Consider the following 16,576-nt stretch of genomic DNA (forward strand, 5'->3'; position numbering starts at 1 on the left):
ATTAAAGCAATTTCGCCATGTATAGTTCATTTACATATTGTCCGTCAATCAGTAAAGAATTTCTTTTCACGCCTTCAACTTCAAACCCCATTTTCTTATAAAGATGGACAGCTTGTTCATTATACTCAATGACCGTTAACTCCAGGCGGTGGAGCTGCGACTTTTTTGCCCATTGAATCATATAGTCAAACAAAGCGGTACCAATTCCTTTACCGCGACTTTTACTATAAACACCGACAGCAATTTGTGCCCTGTGGGAAGTGCGGGATAACGTTTCCGCTTTCAATAGGAGATATCCTAAAATTTCATCCTCATGCTCTGCGATAAAGAAACCGGATATATGTGTCTGATTTATGGAATTTATTAATTTGCTTAAAGAAGCGGGCGCCATGTTTCTTTCATCCGGTGCAAAGAGCATTAATCCTGATTGTTCCGCATCTTTCATCACTGCGAGTATTTGTGATGTATCACTTTCGTTCGCTTTTCTGATTATACTTTTTTTGCCGATTTGGTTCATCCAATTCACCTCATTCTTATTGTAATAAAATTATATCATTTCCAGAATATTTAAATTAAACTAAAATTAAGATAGCGATAAACTTTAAAGGGGTCTGAAAATGAAACTATTAAAAGACGGGTTTGTAGTAAATATGGAAACAGGTGAGTTTACTAGGCAGGATGTTTATATTGAAAATAATAAAATAGTAAAAGTTGCGCCTAATCTTCAAATGGATAATGTTGAAGTAATGGATTGTACGAATAAATGGCTAATTCCAGGATTGATTGATATGCATGTCCATATAAAAAAACACTTTGCCAATTACTTTACTGCAGCAGGTATTACAACGGTTCGGAATACTGCAGGAAGCATTATTGAACTTAAACCATTTATCGATGCGAATGGAAGTGAATTGGAGCCGCGCGTTATTTCTGCAGATCGTATGATTGACGGTCCCCCAGGCTTATGGGGAGATGATACTGCCTATAACATCAATGTCGACAATGCAGAACTTGCAAAACAGGAAGTGGACAGGCAAGTAGAGCTTGGGGCACATTTTATTAAAGTTTACGGCTGGCTTGATCCTGAATATATGAAAGTAGTTGTTGATGAAGCACGTAAACACAATCTGGAAGTAAGCAGTGATTTAATTCATTCCAAAAAAGTGGATGCACTTCATGCAGCGCATATAGGGATTGATTGGCTGGAACATTGTTCTGGTATTATTCAAGCAATGTACCCACAGTGGGCGATGGATTCTCCTAAAGAAATCTGGGATACAATTCCGTGGGAGCAGCCCGATGAAGAATTAATAGAAAGTGTATGTAGACAATTGTTGATAAAGGATATTAAGCTTTGTCCAACAATAGTATTATATGACCAAATGCAATTAGCAGATCAATATTGGACAACGAAACATGAAGTTGTTCATCATATTGAAAACAGTGAGTACTTATTTAAGTATTGGCAACAAGCTGCACAGGCAAAGCAAGGACAGAATACGTTAGGTATTCAAACGAAAACAATTCAAAAAATTGCCTATACCTATTATAAAATGGGCGGCACTGTCGTGACTGGTACAGATACCCCTGCAGGAATCTTTACATATCCGGGCTTTGCATTACATCGGGAGCTTCAGTTGTTTGTTGATGCTGGATTTACACCATTGGAAGCCCTTCAGCAAGCTACAATTAATGCAGCGAAAGCTTTAAAAGTAGCGGATTTAGGAGATATAAAAGAAGGTTTTACTGCGGATATATTAGTACTGAATGAAAATCCTCTTAGCGATATTGAAAATACAATGAAAATCGATCGGATAGTAAAGGACGGGAACCTGTATTCGATTCCTGGGCTGCTTGAAAATATTCCGACTGAGCAAGAGATGAACGATTATATGAAAGAAGTGATTAAAACTTTCGAAGAACAAGGATTAAATGCAGGAAATTAGGTTTATTCAATATGTTAAGAGGGGAACTTCTATTATCGAATATGTTGTGATGTATTTGGAGAGATTAGATGTAAGTAATTACACGTAAAGGGGCTCTGAATTGACATGAGAAATAACAACGACATAGAAGTTTCACGCCGGAACATGTGGTCAGGAATCTTGTTTGGCGTCGGTTTGATTGCCTTTATTGATGAAACCGTATTTCACCAGCTGTTAAGATGGCATCATTTTTACGACAAATCGACTACAGATATCGGTTTAATCTCGGATGGTATTTTTCATGCCTTCAGCTGGTTTGCTACGATAGCAGGGTTATTTTTATTTGCTGATCTGCGTCGGAGAAATGGTCTGATCTTGCAACGATGGCTTGGCGGCGTATTATTAGGGGTTGGTGTATTCCAATTGTATGACGGCATCATTCAACATAAATGGATGCGAATTCACCAAATTCGATACGTGGACAATGTCATTGTGTACGATATTGTGTGGAATGTCGGTGCTCTGATTATTTTACTCATCGGTATTTATCTATTATTCCGCACATCAAAAAACAGTACTTTAAAAGAGAAGACTGCAAATGAATAGCCTACACTTGCTGCATAGTCATGGACATAGTGCTATGAATCATTCAGTACCTGGAATAAACCTTCAATTATTGCTCGGGGTCGTTTTCATATTTTTATTGGCAGCATATATTATCGCAGTCAACAAAACGAATCAGCGCTATAAAAAATGGCCCATTTTCCGTACAATTTGCTGGACAATGGGTATGGTTATTGCACTCGCTGCAGTTGTCGGTCCGTTGGCAAACAGTGCGCATTCAAACTTTACGGCACATATGGTAAGCCACTTATTATTAAGTATGGTCGCACCAATTTTTATGGCAATTGCCAAGCCGATGACCTTGCTGCTCAGATCAGCAAACACAACATTAGCACGTAAGCTGACGTCCATTTTAAAAAGTCGCTTGTTAAAATTCGTTTCGCATCCGATTACTGCCGCTGTTTTAAATGTTGGCGGACTTTGGCTGCTATATACAACAGATTTGTTCGCTTACATGCATGACAATGCATTTGTCGCCTTATTTGTACATTTACATTTTTTCATTGCAGGCTATGTATTTACGATTTCAATTATTTATTTCGATCCGATCTACCATCAATATTCCTACCGTTTCCGGGCGGCAGTTTTAATCATTGCAATCGCTGGTCATGACATATTATCGAAGTATATGTATGCGAATCCGCCAGCAGGAATTACACAGCAAGAGGCGGAAATGGGAAGTATGGTCATGTACTATGCAGGGGACTGGATTGAAGTCGCCCTTATTATTATTTTCTGCTGGCAATGGTACAAATCAGTAAAGCCAGGCAGAAATGTTGCAGTGGAGTTCAATAAGAAGGAACAGGTTGCTCTACATGGAAAGTAAGGTAGTTGTTACGGCTAATCAACAATAGCATTAAAAATTTCTTCCAAATAAAAAAAGCGTCGCAAATCTGCGGCGCTTTTTCATTTGGAACATGTCAGCCCTCTTTTTTGTGAGCATTCGAAGGTGGCTGTTTTTTTGGTCGGATGTAGAGACCTAATTTCTTCCTCTCAGCCATTAATGATTTATAGAGCGAGAGTATCATCAGCAAAATAATAAACGAGAATGGGAAGGCGACTATTATCGCAGCATTCTGCAGTGCGGTCAGACCACCGGAGAACAATAAACTCGCCGCAATCGCAGCCTGTAAAATTCCCCAAATCAACTTAATTCTGAATGATGGATTCATCGAGCCAAATGTTGTTTGCATTCCTAGTACGAATGTAGCGGAATCGGCTGAAGTGATGAAGAATACTGCGACAAGTAAGAGCGCGATAATCGATAAAATAAAGCCGAATGGCATCTGATCAAATACACCGAATAAAAGCTGCTCTGTCGGTAAATCAACAAGCCCTTCATCTTTTGTTAAATATGTTTCAATCGCCGTCGTTCCAAACGTAGCAAACCAGAAAATACTAACAAGTGTTGGTGCTAAAATAACACCCATTAAAAATTCACGGATTGTTCGTCCTTTTGAAATTCGCGCAATGAAAATGCCGACAAATGGAGACCAGGACATCCACCATGCCCAATAGAAAATCGTCCAACCGTTAATCCAATCACGGCTGCCCGCATCACCCGGTTCCATACGTAAACTCATTTGTACGAAGTTTTGTAAATAACTGCCGAGTCCTGAAGTAAAGTCGTTCATGATGGCAACAGTAGGACCAATAAATAAAGTTAATATTAATAAGGCAGCTGCCAAATAGAGGTTCCAATTACTTAATAATTGGATTCCTTTATCAAGACCGGTTGAAGCGGAAATGATAAACAAGACCGTAACAATAACAATGATGATTAATTGAACAGTAAAGTTAATTGGAAGGTCAAATAAATAGGAAAGACCGCCATTTATTTGCTGTGCACCTAAACCAAGTGTTGTTGCAACACCGATTACTGTAGCGAAGACCGCGATAATATCAATTGTATATCCAATAGGACCCTTTGTTTTTTCACCGAAAAGAGGAAAAAGTGTGGAACTTATTAAACCGGGTGCACCTTTACGGAAATTGGAGTAGGCGAGTGCTAATGCTACTACACCATAAATGGCCCAAGCGGAAATTCCCCAATGGAAGAATGTGTATCGAAATGAATCTTTCAATGCTTGCTGGGAACCTTCAGGAGCCTGTGGGGAACTAATAGCAAAATGTGATAACGGCTCCGCTGCCCCCCAGAAAACTAAACCAATCCCCATTCCCGCACTAAATAGCATCGCAAACCACGATGCATTGCTGTAGTCCGGCCGGTCATTCGGCTTACCAAGACGTATGGCTCCAACAGGACTCAATATGAGGAAAATACAAAATGCAATAATAATTGCAACGACTAATAAATAATACCAGCCAAAATTATAAGTAAGTAAATTTTGAATGTTCTTGGTGACATTTTCTAAAGTTTGTGGAGCGATTACACCAACTAGTACAGCCAGCATTACTAAAGTAAATGAGCTCCAAAAAACAATGCCTACTTTTTTCATTTTATAACCTCCGTTCAGTGCCATATAAATGTATTACCCAGTTTGAAAAAAATAAACAAGTTTTATTAATTTTTTAGCCTAAAAATAGGGTGTGACTAGTTCAAATGGGATTTTAATAATTAAATCCGTTATTAAATAGTTATAAAAAATATTGCGTCGCTTTCTCTTTATATTACCCAAATTTCCCGACTTTAACTAAAGTGAATAACTCTTTTATAAATTTCCTATACTGTGACAAAAAGGGGGGAGTTGTGTTGACACAAACAATAGAAGTAAAGCAGGAAATTAAACGACTTAATAAGCAATTCCTCCATTCATCGGATTTCATAGTAAAAGAAATAGATTGGAATCAAGATGAAAAAGTGATTATATGCTATTATTCTTCGCTTGTAAATAAAAATGAAGTAGATAGAAACCTTTTTTTTCTAAAACAAATAAGCAAAACATCAGTTAAATCAAAAGAAAATAATAAACAGGAAAATTCCGATGAACAAAAAGGAGAACATAGCGAGTCAAATATTAACAGCGGAAATTTAATCTCAGAAAAATCAGAAAATGAAAATAAGTTTGTTCATGATGATTCTGTAACAATTACTACAGAGCAATATGATGAAAAAAAACTAATTAATTATGTTTGTGATGGAGAAACCATTATTATCTTGCTGCAATCAAGAAAAATGATTAGACTTAGTAGTCCTGAATTTGTACATGGTACACCAGACGAACCAGAAAATGAACAAATTTTGCGCGGATCACATGAAGGATTCGTTGAAAGTTTTGATGCAAACATATCGCTTATACGAAAACGTATAAGAAATAATAAGCTCGTTGTAAAAAAAATCATACTTGGAAAGAATACAAGGTCGGTTATTTACTATTATTATGTCGATGATTTAGTTGATAAAGAAGCGTTAAAAACCGTAGAAAATCGCTTAAATGCAATCGAAATTGACCAGCTTTATAGTATAGGACAACTAAATGATAATTTAGATGACCAAGTGTGGTCCCCATTTCCTCAACTTCTTAGTACCGAGCGACCAGATCGTGTTACTGCAAATATTTTGGAAGGCAAAATCGCCATCATGACAGATTTATCACCGACTGCACTAATCGGTCCAGTGACTTTTTTTTCATTTTATCAAACACCGGATGATTATAATTCGCGAGTGTTTGTAGGGACATTTTATCGGTTACTGCGGGGCTTTAGTCTTTTATCTGCTATTTTTTTGCCTGCATTTTATATTGCAATAATTAGTTTTCATTTTGAAGTGTTACCGCTAGAACTGGCAAATAAAATAAAGACGGATATTAATCAAATCCCTTATCGACCGTTAATAGAAGCAATGATAATGGAATTAACAATTGAATTGATTCGAGAGGCGAGTGTCCGTTTGCCGAAATCAATTGGACAGACTATTGGTATTGTAGGGGGGCTTGTCATTGGAGATGCGATTGTAAGTGCGGGACTGGTATCGAATTTAATGGTTATCGTCGTAGCATTTACAGCCATTTCAAGCTTTGTGGTCCCTTCCGTTGAGCTTAATTCAACAATTCGGTTGCTTCGCTTTCCGTTTATGTTCCTGGCTTCATTGTTCGGTTTTTATGGGATTGTTATAGGCACATTTATATTGGTGGTTCATTTATTAAATTTAAGTTCATTAAAACGACCATACTTATCGCCAATCGTTCCATTTGACCCAAAAGGATTTCTTAAGTTATTTTTCCGAAAACCTTATTACAAAGCGAAGAAGCAAGCAACAAGTTTTTCACCACAAAAGGATGACAAAGCATGACGATTAAATTGTCGAAAATACAGTTGTTTCTATTGATGTTCGTTATGCAAACGGGTTTTGTGTACACCTCTTTTCAAACTTCGATTATTGAGCATGGCAAGCGCGATGCAACGATTCAATTTATCTTAATTGCTCTTATCTTTTTTTTACAATTATTGTTTTTTGAACGGATGCATAAATACTTCTTTTTAAATAGTTTTACAAAAACACTCTACCTTTTATATTGGCTATTTTATATTGTTGCCTTCGTTATATATATAACGTATGTTTTAACGACATGGGCATTTCCAAATACACCAACGAGTGTAATAATATTCGTCTTTTTATCAGTATGCTTTTATGCAAGTATCAGTAGACCTGAAACAGCAGTCAATATTGGAGTCGTTTTGTTACCAATGCTCTTTCTATTTATAATTTTTATGATGGTTGCGATTCCGGATTTGTATGCAACGAATTTGCTGCCGCTATTTTATGATCGAGGGGGAACATGGTGGATGGGGTTTTTGTACTCCACCAGTGCATTTGGCGGGGCCGAAATGTATGTAATGCTTCGCAAGTATTTATTAAAAAATGAAAAGGTTAGCAAGAAAATACTGACATTATACTTTTTAGTTTTGACAGGATTCTACCTATTGTCCCTTACATTTACTTTGATGTTTTTTTCACTAGAGGAAATTAAGCGTATACCAGAACCAATTTTGTATATTCTGCACTCGGTAGAGGTTACATTTGTGAAAAGGCTTGATTTGTTCTTTGTTTATATTTGGCTTTCTTGGTCGTTGGTCACAATCGTAAATTATGTACTTGTAATGCGGCTGGTATATTTTGAAAAAAAACGTAAAGCCCCCATTTTACAACAGTTTATTTTTTTTGCGCTTATAGGTTTTACCGCTAATTTTCTTATTCGTTTCTCTGTATTAGATTTTATTAAGGATAACATTGTTTATATCAATTTTATATTTACGTTTCTGTTTCCAATTGTAATTATAATCGTAAATAAACTAAGGGGGCGAACTATATCCGAGTCCCATACATCATCTTAATATTTGCATCATTATTACTCGCTGGTTGCTGGGATGAAAGGCTCTATAAAAATTCATCAGTAGTATCTCTGACAGGATTCGAAGGTGAGATTGGCGATTTGACCGCATATTATGCCTATCCCGAAGCGACCACAGCTGAGATGAAAACTGTTTTGATTACTGGAAAGGGATTAACAACTCGAGATGTGAGAATGGACGCTGAGCTAAAAGTTGAGCAAACACTCGATTTATCTGGACTGGCGACAATTCTAATTTCAGAGGAGACAGCTAAAGGTAAATTGTATGAGTATTTAGATTCCTTTTTTCGTGATGCAAACAGTCCAATTTCTTCAAAAGTTGCAATTGTTCAAGGAGATTTAAAGCCATTTCTTGAAATAAGTGAGCAAAAGCAAACAACTGCAGGTGAATATTATGACCGACTTATTACTAGTCTGGAAGAGAATTCAATAGTTATTCCATATACTCTGCAAACAGCCGGTTCAATACTATTTGAAGATGCGCAGGATTTGGCTTTGCCGTATTTTAAAATGGATGAAGAAAATCGGCCGGTTGTCGACGGAATCGCACTTTTTTCTGAAGACTCTTTCACGGGTAATACATTGAGTACCAAGCAAGGCGTTTTACTGAATATCCTAAATAATTCGCTCGGTTTTGCTACCCGGATTTCTTATTTATATAACGATAGTCCAATAACCATTCGACAAATTAATAAATCCAAAAGAGATATAACCGTTTCCGGAAACAAAATAGAAATTACCGAAAAAATTGAAGTTGCCGTTTCGGAGTTTCCGCAAGATCAATTAAATGATGATCGTGTGAGAAAAGAACTTGAAAAATTCCTTACTGAAAAAATGGAGGAAGAAATGAATGAAGTAATGAAAAAACTGCAGGAAGCTAAATGTGATGCACTTGGACTTGGTAGACATGTCCGAGCTTTTCATCCGGATTTATTCATAAAAGATTGGAGCGACCATTTTTCTACGTTGGATATAAAAATCAATGTAAAGGTTGAGATTATGAAAACGGGTATATTAAAGTAATTGACAACAGAAGTCATAACTAAAATTTTTGAAGGATGGTGGTATTTTGAATAAAAATATGAATTACGGTGATGATTATAAATTTATTCCTGCTACATCTGTACAAAGTGGTGTGAGCCAGGAAGTATTGCCAGACTTGTATGCCCATACAAGTCAAATTGCAAACATTGTTTTTTACAGCATTCCTGGCAGCAACGACTTTGTTTTAATAGACGCTGGGATGCCGAAGAGTGCAGAAGAAATTATTTCTGTAGCGGAAAAAAGATTTGGCGAAAATGCAAAAGCGAAAGCTATTATATTGACACATGGACATTTTGATCATGTAGGCGCAATTATTGAACTTGTAGAACACTGGCAAGTACCGGTTTTCGCTCACAAGTTGGAGCTGCCGTATTTAACAGGTTTAGAAAATTATCCGGAGCCGGACCCAACTGTTGATAGCGGGTTAGTTGCTAAAATGTCTCCAATGTTCCCGAATGAAGCGATTGACTTAGGGGAATCTGTCCAGGAGCTTCCACCAGACGGAACCGTACCTTTCATGGAAGGATTTAAGTGGATTCATACACCGGGTCATACACCTGGACATGTTTCATTGTACAGAGAGCGTGATGGGGCACTTATTGCGGGTGATGCTTTTGTGACTGTCAAGCAGGAATCATTATATAAAGTATTTACCCAGGAAAAAGAAGTGAATGGACCACCAAAGTATTTGACGCCGGACTGGGCCGCCGCTTTTGATTCGGTAAAAAAGCTGGCAGCATTAAATCCTTCTGTAGCGGTTACAGGACATGGGGTTCCCATGAGCGGATCAGAGTTAACAGAGGGACTGCGTAGACTGGTCAATGATTTTGATCAAATAGCATTGCCAAATAATAAGAAATAATAAGTATGAAAAATCATCCGTTTACTCAGCTAATGAGCAAATGGATGATTTTTTGAAGTGTATAGATAGAGTGGGTCTGATGTAAATGCTCAAGCAGAAATTAATTATTCAAATCATATAACCCTGGGCTATGCTCATTTGGCATGTCCGGCATTAACGGCACCGGGAAACCTACTGGCGGGGGTGTTACCTGATATGTTCCACCATTACGGCTTGGGGATTGTCCTTGAAGAATTTCACCAATTCTTGTCGGGTCCAGACGGAAGTTAAATTGACAGTTATGATAACCCATATCAACAAATTTACGACATTCAGGATATTTGTTTATATCATAATTCGGTACCGGAAATAGTTTGCCCCAGTTTACACCTAATGTTTCGAGTGCTTTTGCGAAAGCGTTTTGATGGGCATTATCACGAACAATCAAAAATGCTAGCGTTTCACGGAACGTTTGGTTTGAGCTCATTTCATAAATTCGAGTTTTTTGCAGTACACCTGTAGATTCCAATACGAGGTTATTCAGTAAATCGGCGATGAGGTTGCCGTGTGAGTAAACCCATGATCCGTTCCATGGATTTCCTGCTGCGTCTACAGGCAATGATGCTTGTGCACCCATAATAAAATGGTGGGGATTTGCATGGCGGACCGCTTCATCCAATGGGGATTGGTCCATCCCATTATTACCGGGAGCAGATGACTCTCCGGAATCGTTCAATAGTTGATTGATGGTATTTTGAACAAGCTCAACGTGGGCAATTTCTTCTAAGAAAATACCGCGCAGCAAGTCTCTAAATTGAGTATCTTTACCTCGAAAATTTGAACTTTGGAAGAAAAATTGCATCATTGTGCGCATCTCCCCATAATGTCCGCCTAAGATTTCCTGTAAAACTCGGGCGGCTGCCGGATCTGGTTTGTCCGGTTTTATAATATTGATCAGTTCTTCTTTGTAGTAGTACATAGTTTCCCTCACTTCTTTTTGGTATTTCATAAAGAATGCATTTTTCACATCCTTTAGAAAGTATTATGTTCAATTAAAAAGAAGACATGCCAATTTTTTTATTAATTAAAGTTAGAAGTTACTAACTTTTAAGAATAAAACTTTTAAGATTATAAGGACTACTTTTCGGAGAATAGGGTAGAAAAGTAACAGAGATGGTTGAGTGTAACTAATCTTGTGAAACTTGCTATTTTTGGAATGAGGAGGATGTAAATTGGAGAAAAACAATAAAAAAGTCGAGCAATTGAAACAGTTTACTACGAAAGATGAAGGTCAGCCGCTAACAACGAATCATGGATTAAAGTTAACGAACGACGAGCATTCATTAACGATAGGTGAACGTGGCCCAACAATAATGGAGGACTTTCATTTTCGTGAAAAAATGACCCACTTTGACCATGAACGTATTCCGGAACGAGTTGTACATGCACGAGGTTCAGGGGCTCATGGGATATTTGAAAGTTATGGTGATGCATCAGATATAACGATGGCTCATTTTTTAGGAGAGAAAGGTCGCCAAACACCTGTCTTTGTTCGATTTTCAACAGTAGCAGGATCACGAGGTTCAGCTGAAACAGTTCGAGATGTACGAGGATTTGCTACGAAGTTTTATACGGAAGAAGGAAATTATGATTTAGTAGGAAACAATATCCCAATTTTCTTCATTCAAGATGCCATTAAATTCCCGGATTTAATCCATGCCGTAAAACCGGAACCACATAATGAAATTCCTCAAGCGCAAAGTGCCCATGATACATTTTGGGATTTTGTCGTAAGCAATGAAGAGACCGCACATATGACAATGTGGAAAATGTCTGACCGAGCAATTCCAAGAAGTTTCCGCATGATGGAAGGGTTTGGTGTGAATACTTTCCGTTTTGTTAACGCCAAAGGGGAAGCCCACTTCGTAAAATTCCATTGGAAACCTGTATACGGTGCTCATTCTTTAGTATGGGATGAAGCTCAAAAAATTGCTGGTAAAGATCCGGACTTTAATCGCCGTGACCTTTTCGATAATATAGAAGCCGGAAATTATCCGGAATATGAACTTGCTGTTCAGTTAATTCCACAAGAAGATGAATTCAAATTTGATTTTGATATTTTAGATCCGACAAAAATTTGGCCGGAAGAATTGATTCCGCTTCGCAAACTCGGAAAAATGACATTAAATCGAAATACGGATAACTTCTTTGCAGAAACGGAACAAATAGCATTCCATGTAGGACATGTTGTACCGGGAATCGATTTTTCAAACGATCCTTTATTACAAGGACGCTTATTCTCTTACACAGATACACAACTGATTCGATTAGGCGGACCAAATTTCCATGAGTTGCCGATCAATCGTCCTGTTTGCCCATTCCATAATAATCAACGAGACGGCTATGGACGTATGACGATCAATAAAGGCCGTGTTGCATACGGGAAAAACAGTTTACAAAATAATACACCGCATGTTGTGACGCAAAAAGAAGGCGGCTATGCTCATTACCAGGAAAAAATCGAAGGACGCAAAGTACGTGCTCGAAGCTTATCGTTTGAAGATCATTATAGCCAAGCGCGTCAATTCTGGTTAAGTCAAACGGATGTAGAAAAACAGCATATTATAAATGCTTTCAGTTTTGAACTGGGGAAAGTAGAAACAATCGAAATCCGCAAAGCAGCAGTCGATATGTTTGCTCGTGTCGACCGTGCAATGGCTGAGCAAATTGCACAAAATATCGGTGTTACACCACCAGATGAATCAATCCAGCAAGTTGCAGATCAACAGCCATCCGATGCTGTGAGTATCTTAAAAAATCAGGTACCATTCTTAAAATCGAAAAAAGTCGGTATTATTGTAGATACAAACAGCAATTTGGAAGAACTGATTACTCCTTTGGAAAACGAAGGCGTTACAGTTGAGTTGATTAGCGATAAGCAAGGAAGAATAGGTGAGCGTGAAATTGATCACACGCTGGAAACTGCGTCTCCTGTACTTTATGATGGTCTAATTATTGCTGCAACTTTCGATAGTGTTGTGCCTAAACGAAAAGTACAACGATTTGCTGATGAAATTTTCAACCATTATAAAGCATTAGGGTATGCTTCAGCTGAAATTTTAGATAAAGACTATGCTAATGCACCTGGTGTCGTAGCAGGTATTTCAGAATTTGTGGGTGCATTGAAAAAAGGACGCCACTTTGACCGAACAGATGCAACTGGTTGAATTCTTCTTTTAAAGTTTAATAATTACAAACTCCAAAATACATTTTTCTCCTTTTGAGAAAAATGTTTTTTTATTGAACTATATTTCAATCTATATCTCTATTTTCCTACTCAATTAATAAAAAATGAATATTTGGAATAATAAAATATCGTAATAATAGTGTGCTATAATATAAAAATTGTAGTTAATTTAATATGGTGAGGAGGGATATTTAGGGAGAAATCTGAAAAAGGCTATAATAAATGAAGAATTCAAAATGGAGAACTTAGCCTTAGTAATTATTTTAAGAAAATACATATTGATCGAAGGATTAAAAGGGGAGTTAGACGTGTGAAAAATATATTGAAAATTGGAAGCGCATTTATTGGCGTGATTGTAGGTGCAGGATTTGCTTCAGGGCAAGAAATACTGCAATACTTTACGAGCTTTGGAATACTCGGGATATTTGGAGCCATTTTATCAACGGTACTATTTTCAGGCATTGGTATGCTTTTAGTATGGCTTGGCAGTTATACAAAAACGACATCACATAAAGATGTTATCTACAGAATTAGCGGGCGATATCTTGGAACTGTAATTGATTTTATTCTTATTTTCACGTTGTTTGGCGTAGGTGTCGTTATGCTAGCTGGTGCAGGTTCAAACTTAAATCAACAGTTTGGGTTACCGGTCTTTGTAGGTACGACTCTTATGACAATACTCGTATTATTAACAGGGTTTTTGAAAGTAAATCGGGTCGTTTCCATTATAGGTAGCATTACGCCGATTCTCATTGTTTTTGTTATATTTATTGCGATTTACAGTTTTTTAACGATGACTGGTACTTTTACATCGTTGAACGACGCAGCGCAAGCAACACCGACTACTTTACCAAACTGGTTTATTTCCAGTATTAATTATGTTTCATTTAACATTGCAGTTGGAGCTTCGATGTCGATTGTAATGGGCGGAGCTGAAAAAAATCCAAAAACAGCAGCGTTAGGCGGATTAGTTGGAGGACTTGTTTTAGGAATACTTATTCTATTAATTCATTTAGCTATTTTCACGAAAATCGAAGAAGTTGGCTCATTGGACATGCCAATGCTAGGAATTGTAAGTAATTTATCGCCAACACTAGGTATTATCATGTCATTAGTTATATTTGGCATGATTTATAATACAGCGGTTGGAATGTTCTTTTCTTTCTCAGCACGTTTTGCGGAATCGGGGACACAGAAATTTAAAACATTCTTTACGATTACAATGATTGTTGGCTATTTGGCAAGTTATGTAGGCTTTACTGGTCTAGTTAGTTATTTTTATCCTCTAATCGGTTATTTGGGAATCATCCTTATTCTTGCTTTAGTGGCTGCGCCATTTATTATTAAGAGACAAAAAGCACGATAATTTTAGATGAATGAATAAGGCATTATAAAGTAAAGCTACCATTTTCTTTTTTAGGAAATGGTAGCTTTTTTGCTGTATCTTAACTAGTAGTTTTTTTCTGTATGTAGTAATCAATATGTAAAAACTTCATACCAAACAGTGTCATTTGATGGGTTGCGATAAGGGTTCCTTGTTGTTCCTCAATCACAAAATACTCATGTAACGGCAGTCTGAATATATAAGAACCGATTGCCAAATACGTACCGGCATCGCCTTGTCCATCACTTGTTAAGTAAAGTGCGCGATCTTTTACAGATAGCTGCAGTATACCGTGCATTGAAGAGAAGGGCAGAGGCAAAGCAATATTCATATAGGTCTTGGAAGCATCATGATGCTTCGAGTAAATCGCATTAAATACCGGCTCACCATTGATGGACCTTTGCCAAACGCGCGGTTTTTCTCGGCCGTCATTTTGCGGATCAACTTGCCAAATTTCACCGTCCATCACAATCGTTTTTGAAGAGAACGGTAAATTCAATTGTCCCATTTTCCTGCTAATGAACTGATACACAAAAGCAAAAGGTTTAAACCATGTAGTCCATTGAACAGACGCTTTTAATTTAAATTGTGTAGTACGTTCATAAAACTCACTAACTAATTCAGGAATCTCTTCTTTATTAACATAAGACGCCATATCATCGACCAATCCACTTGCCGGTTTGTTTGTTGGTGAAAATCGCCCGCGAATTTTACTTAGTGGGAATGTATAGTTGTGATGCCTTGACGGTGGCAGCAATAAGCTCCATGCGATCACTACAGAGATACCAAATCCTATACAATTTAAAAGACCATGGAAGTCCAGCATATCCGGAATATCTACAAGATTCATTCCTGATAAATTGCTGTATGCGTATAAAAACGACCAAATAATTGTAAAGCATAATGTCAGAAATGCCAGGCGAATGAAGAAACGCTGCACACGCGGCAATGGCCATTTCATTACAAAAAAGCTAATGCTGAAAATGGCGAGTACATATAAGCTAACCGAAATGATTTCAACGATTCTTGAAAAAGTGATCCCGACTGCCACCAGCATTGGTCCTGCTGCGATGACCGCACAGCAAAACTTGAAATAACGGGTCATATGAAGACGCCCGATCAAACCGACTGTAATGCATAGTAGAAAGGCGGAATAATGAAAATGAATAGCGGTAAGCCATGTAATAATCGGACTGAACCCTGTATTCAGTTGCAGATGGAATGCCAAAAACCACAGTCCACCCATCATAATATAAATTAGACCAATATCTATCATCATTTCAGCTGTATTGACAAAGCCTCTTCTTAAAAAACGGTTAATCCCATGGAAGGCAACAATTAGCGTACTTAGTAAATAAGTTAGTACACAAAGCAGGATGAGGAAATCGTTTTGTGTAAAATACAGTATTGTAACTGCAAACTGACCGGTTGCAATAATGAATCTTTGCCAATTTTTCAGCAAAACTAACTGTTCCAGCATGACTGGTACAAAGATAAGTTGAGCTAGCGACAAATAATAATACATAGATGTTGGTTCGTTAAATAATAGAAGCCAAGCCATGCAAACAAGGCCAAAGATTGTTAAAGGTCTACTGAGCACATGGCGTAAATTGACCAGCATACATCATCATCCTTCCAATGAAATCATTATAAATGGAGACATGAACCGTATACACATCCAGAACATCATTATAACCTTCCGTTACAACAACTCGGCCTGTCAGTTTCTTTGGCAAGCCAACTTCTTTCTGACCGATTACGGCACGCTGATCTGCGGAACGTATCATTAAGGAACCGTCCTTTGTAACATCCATTTTTAATTCGGAGTAGAACAATGCCGGATCACCTAAATAATCTTTTACGATTTGCCGTTCCAAATCGACTGTCATCGTCGCATTGAACTTGCGTGTTGCCAGTGGAAAATGGAATGTACGCTCCCAATAGACTTCGGCTTCCTTTTCATTGTTCATTCTTGCGGTATTCGTTATTGTAAAAGGGATTTCCTCGCCGTACTCAGGAAAAAGGAAGTTTGTTTTCGTAAAAAATTGATACATCGGTCGTAAAAAACGTGGTCCGGAATGAATGACTTGCATTGTTCCTTGTGCATGAAATGGCTGGCCAAATGGAAGGCGGTATCTTTCCTGCAGTTTTGGATGCAGCCTGTGAAAGTCTTTGACCAGCAATGTTTCGTAAATCATA

General features: G+C 37.6%; 14 protein-coding genes. 9 read left to right on the top strand and 5 right to left on the bottom strand.

All coding sequences use genetic code 11. The features are described 5' to 3' along the window. Position 1 precedes the first annotated feature (1 nt). Positions 2-517: an N-acetyltransferase family protein gene (locus AC0VXV_RS07620; protein ID WP_475531002.1), complete on the bottom strand. Its 516-nt coding sequence runs from the start codon at positions 515-517 to the stop codon at positions 2-4. Between the two features lie 100 nt (positions 518-617). Here AC0VXV_RS07620 and AC0VXV_RS07625 point away from each other — a divergent pair, with 100 nt between their 5' ends. The 3 genes from AC0VXV_RS07625 (at position 618) to AC0VXV_RS07635 (ending at position 3,375) form a co-directional block, all read left to right on the top strand. Beyond that, on the top strand, positions 618-1,946 hold the full coding sequence (locus AC0VXV_RS07625) for an amidohydrolase family protein (RefSeq protein WP_475531003.1): 1,329 nt from the start codon (positions 618-620) through the stop codon (positions 1,944-1,946). Between the two features lie 105 nt (positions 1,947-2,051). Then, positions 2,052-2,531: a DUF2243 domain-containing protein gene (locus tag AC0VXV_RS07630; protein WP_475531004.1), complete on the top strand. Its 480-nt coding sequence runs from the start codon at positions 2,052-2,054 to the stop codon at positions 2,529-2,531. After that, entirely contained in the window at positions 2,524-3,375 is an 852-nt protein-coding gene (locus AC0VXV_RS07635; protein WP_475531005.1) for a cytochrome c oxidase assembly protein, read from the top strand. Before AC0VXV_RS07630 ends, AC0VXV_RS07635 begins: the two co-directional genes overlap by 8 nt. A 94-nt stretch (positions 3,376-3,469) precedes the next feature. Here the strand turns inward: AC0VXV_RS07635 and AC0VXV_RS07640 are convergent, their stop codons facing one another. Beyond that, complete coding sequence (locus tag AC0VXV_RS07640) at positions 3,470-5,008, bottom strand: glycine betaine uptake BCCT transporter (protein WP_475531006.1); 1,539 nt, start codon at positions 5,006-5,008, stop codon at positions 3,470-3,472. A gap of 254 nt (positions 5,009-5,262) precedes the next feature. On the opposite strand from AC0VXV_RS07640, the gene AC0VXV_RS07645 reads away from it, so the two are divergent. From AC0VXV_RS07645 to AC0VXV_RS07660, 4 genes are read left to right on the top strand one after another with little or no spacing between them, the layout of a single operon-like run. Continuing rightward, positions 5,263-6,801 carry a spore germination protein gene (locus AC0VXV_RS07645; protein ID WP_475531007.1) on the top strand — a complete coding sequence of 513 codons (1,539 nt, stop codon included), beginning with the start codon at positions 5,263-5,265 and terminating at the stop codon, positions 6,799-6,801. After that, complete coding sequence (locus AC0VXV_RS07650) at positions 6,798-7,844, top strand: GerAB/ArcD/ProY family transporter (protein ID WP_475531008.1); 1,047 nt, start codon at positions 6,798-6,800, stop codon at positions 7,842-7,844. Before AC0VXV_RS07645 ends, AC0VXV_RS07650 begins: the two co-directional genes overlap by 4 nt. Further along, positions 7,844-8,884 (top strand): Ger(x)C family spore germination protein, encoded by a 1,041-nt coding sequence (locus tag AC0VXV_RS07655; protein WP_475531416.1) that lies wholly within the window; start codon positions 7,844-7,846, stop codon positions 8,882-8,884. Before AC0VXV_RS07650 ends, AC0VXV_RS07655 begins: the two co-directional genes overlap by 1 nt. Positions 8,885-8,930: 46 nt before the next feature. Then, on the top strand, positions 8,931-9,767 hold the full coding sequence (locus tag AC0VXV_RS07660) for an MBL fold metallo-hydrolase (protein WP_475531009.1): 837 nt from the start codon (positions 8,931-8,933) through the stop codon (positions 9,765-9,767). 100 nt (positions 9,768-9,867) lie between these two features. Here the strand turns inward: AC0VXV_RS07660 and AC0VXV_RS07665 are convergent, their stop codons facing one another. After that, entirely contained in the window at positions 9,868-10,725 is an 858-nt protein-coding gene (locus AC0VXV_RS07665; RefSeq protein ID WP_350480114.1) for a manganese catalase family protein, read from the bottom strand. Positions 10,726-10,978: 253 nt separating this feature from the next. Between AC0VXV_RS07665 and AC0VXV_RS07670 the strand changes: the two genes are divergently transcribed. Next, positions 10,979-12,973, top strand: coding sequence for a catalase (locus AC0VXV_RS07670; protein WP_475531010.1), 1,995 nt, complete (start codon positions 10,979-10,981; stop codon positions 12,971-12,973). A 330-nt stretch (positions 12,974-13,303) separates the two neighbouring features. Further along, positions 13,304-14,359, top strand: coding sequence for a YkvI family membrane protein (locus AC0VXV_RS07675; protein ID WP_475531011.1), 1,056 nt, complete (start codon positions 13,304-13,306; stop codon positions 14,357-14,359). A 79-nt stretch (positions 14,360-14,438) separates the two neighbouring features. On the opposite strand, the gene AC0VXV_RS07680 is transcribed toward AC0VXV_RS07675, so the two are convergent. Together AC0VXV_RS07680 and AC0VXV_RS07685 are read right to left on the bottom strand one after the other, a co-directional pair. Beyond that, positions 14,439-15,998, bottom strand: coding sequence for a YndJ family protein (locus AC0VXV_RS07680; RefSeq protein WP_475531012.1), 1,560 nt, complete (start codon positions 15,996-15,998; stop codon positions 14,439-14,441). Then, positions 15,967-16,575: a DUF4166 domain-containing protein gene (locus AC0VXV_RS07685; RefSeq protein WP_475531013.1), complete on the bottom strand. Its 609-nt coding sequence runs from the start codon at positions 16,573-16,575 to the stop codon at positions 15,967-15,969. Before AC0VXV_RS07685 ends, AC0VXV_RS07680 begins: the two co-directional genes overlap by 32 nt. Position 16,576 lies beyond the last annotated feature (1 nt).

This window comes from Solibacillus sp. iso_87 (assembly GCF_056173085.1).

Coding starts and splice junctions, on each gene's coding strand:
- AC0VXV_RS07685 (WP_475531013.1), bottom strand. CDS start 16,575: ATGATTTACGAAACATTGCTGGTCAAAGACTTTCACAGGCTGCATCCA.
- AC0VXV_RS07680 (WP_475531012.1), bottom strand. CDS start 15,998: ATGCTGGTCAATTTACGCCATGTGCTCAGTAGACCTTTAACAATCTTT.
- AC0VXV_RS07640 (WP_475531006.1), bottom strand. CDS start 5,008: ATGAAAAAAGTAGGCATTGTTTTTTGGAGCTCATTTACTTTAGTAATG.
- AC0VXV_RS07650 (WP_475531008.1), top strand. CDS start 6,798: ATGACGATTAAATTGTCGAAAATACAGTTGTTTCTATTGATGTTCGTT.
- AC0VXV_RS07630 (WP_475531004.1), top strand. CDS start 2,052: ATGAGAAATAACAACGACATAGAAGTTTCACGCCGGAACATGTGGTCA.
- AC0VXV_RS07620 (WP_475531002.1), bottom strand. CDS start 517: ATGAACCAAATCGGCAAAAAAAGTATAATCAGAAAAGCGAACGAAAGT.
- AC0VXV_RS07635 (WP_475531005.1), top strand. CDS start 2,524: ATGAATAGCCTACACTTGCTGCATAGTCATGGACATAGTGCTATGAAT.
- AC0VXV_RS07665 (WP_350480114.1), bottom strand. CDS start 10,725: ATGTACTACTACAAAGAAGAACTGATCAATATTATAAAACCGGACAAA.
- AC0VXV_RS07625 (WP_475531003.1), top strand. CDS start 618: ATGAAACTATTAAAAGACGGGTTTGTAGTAAATATGGAAACAGGTGAG.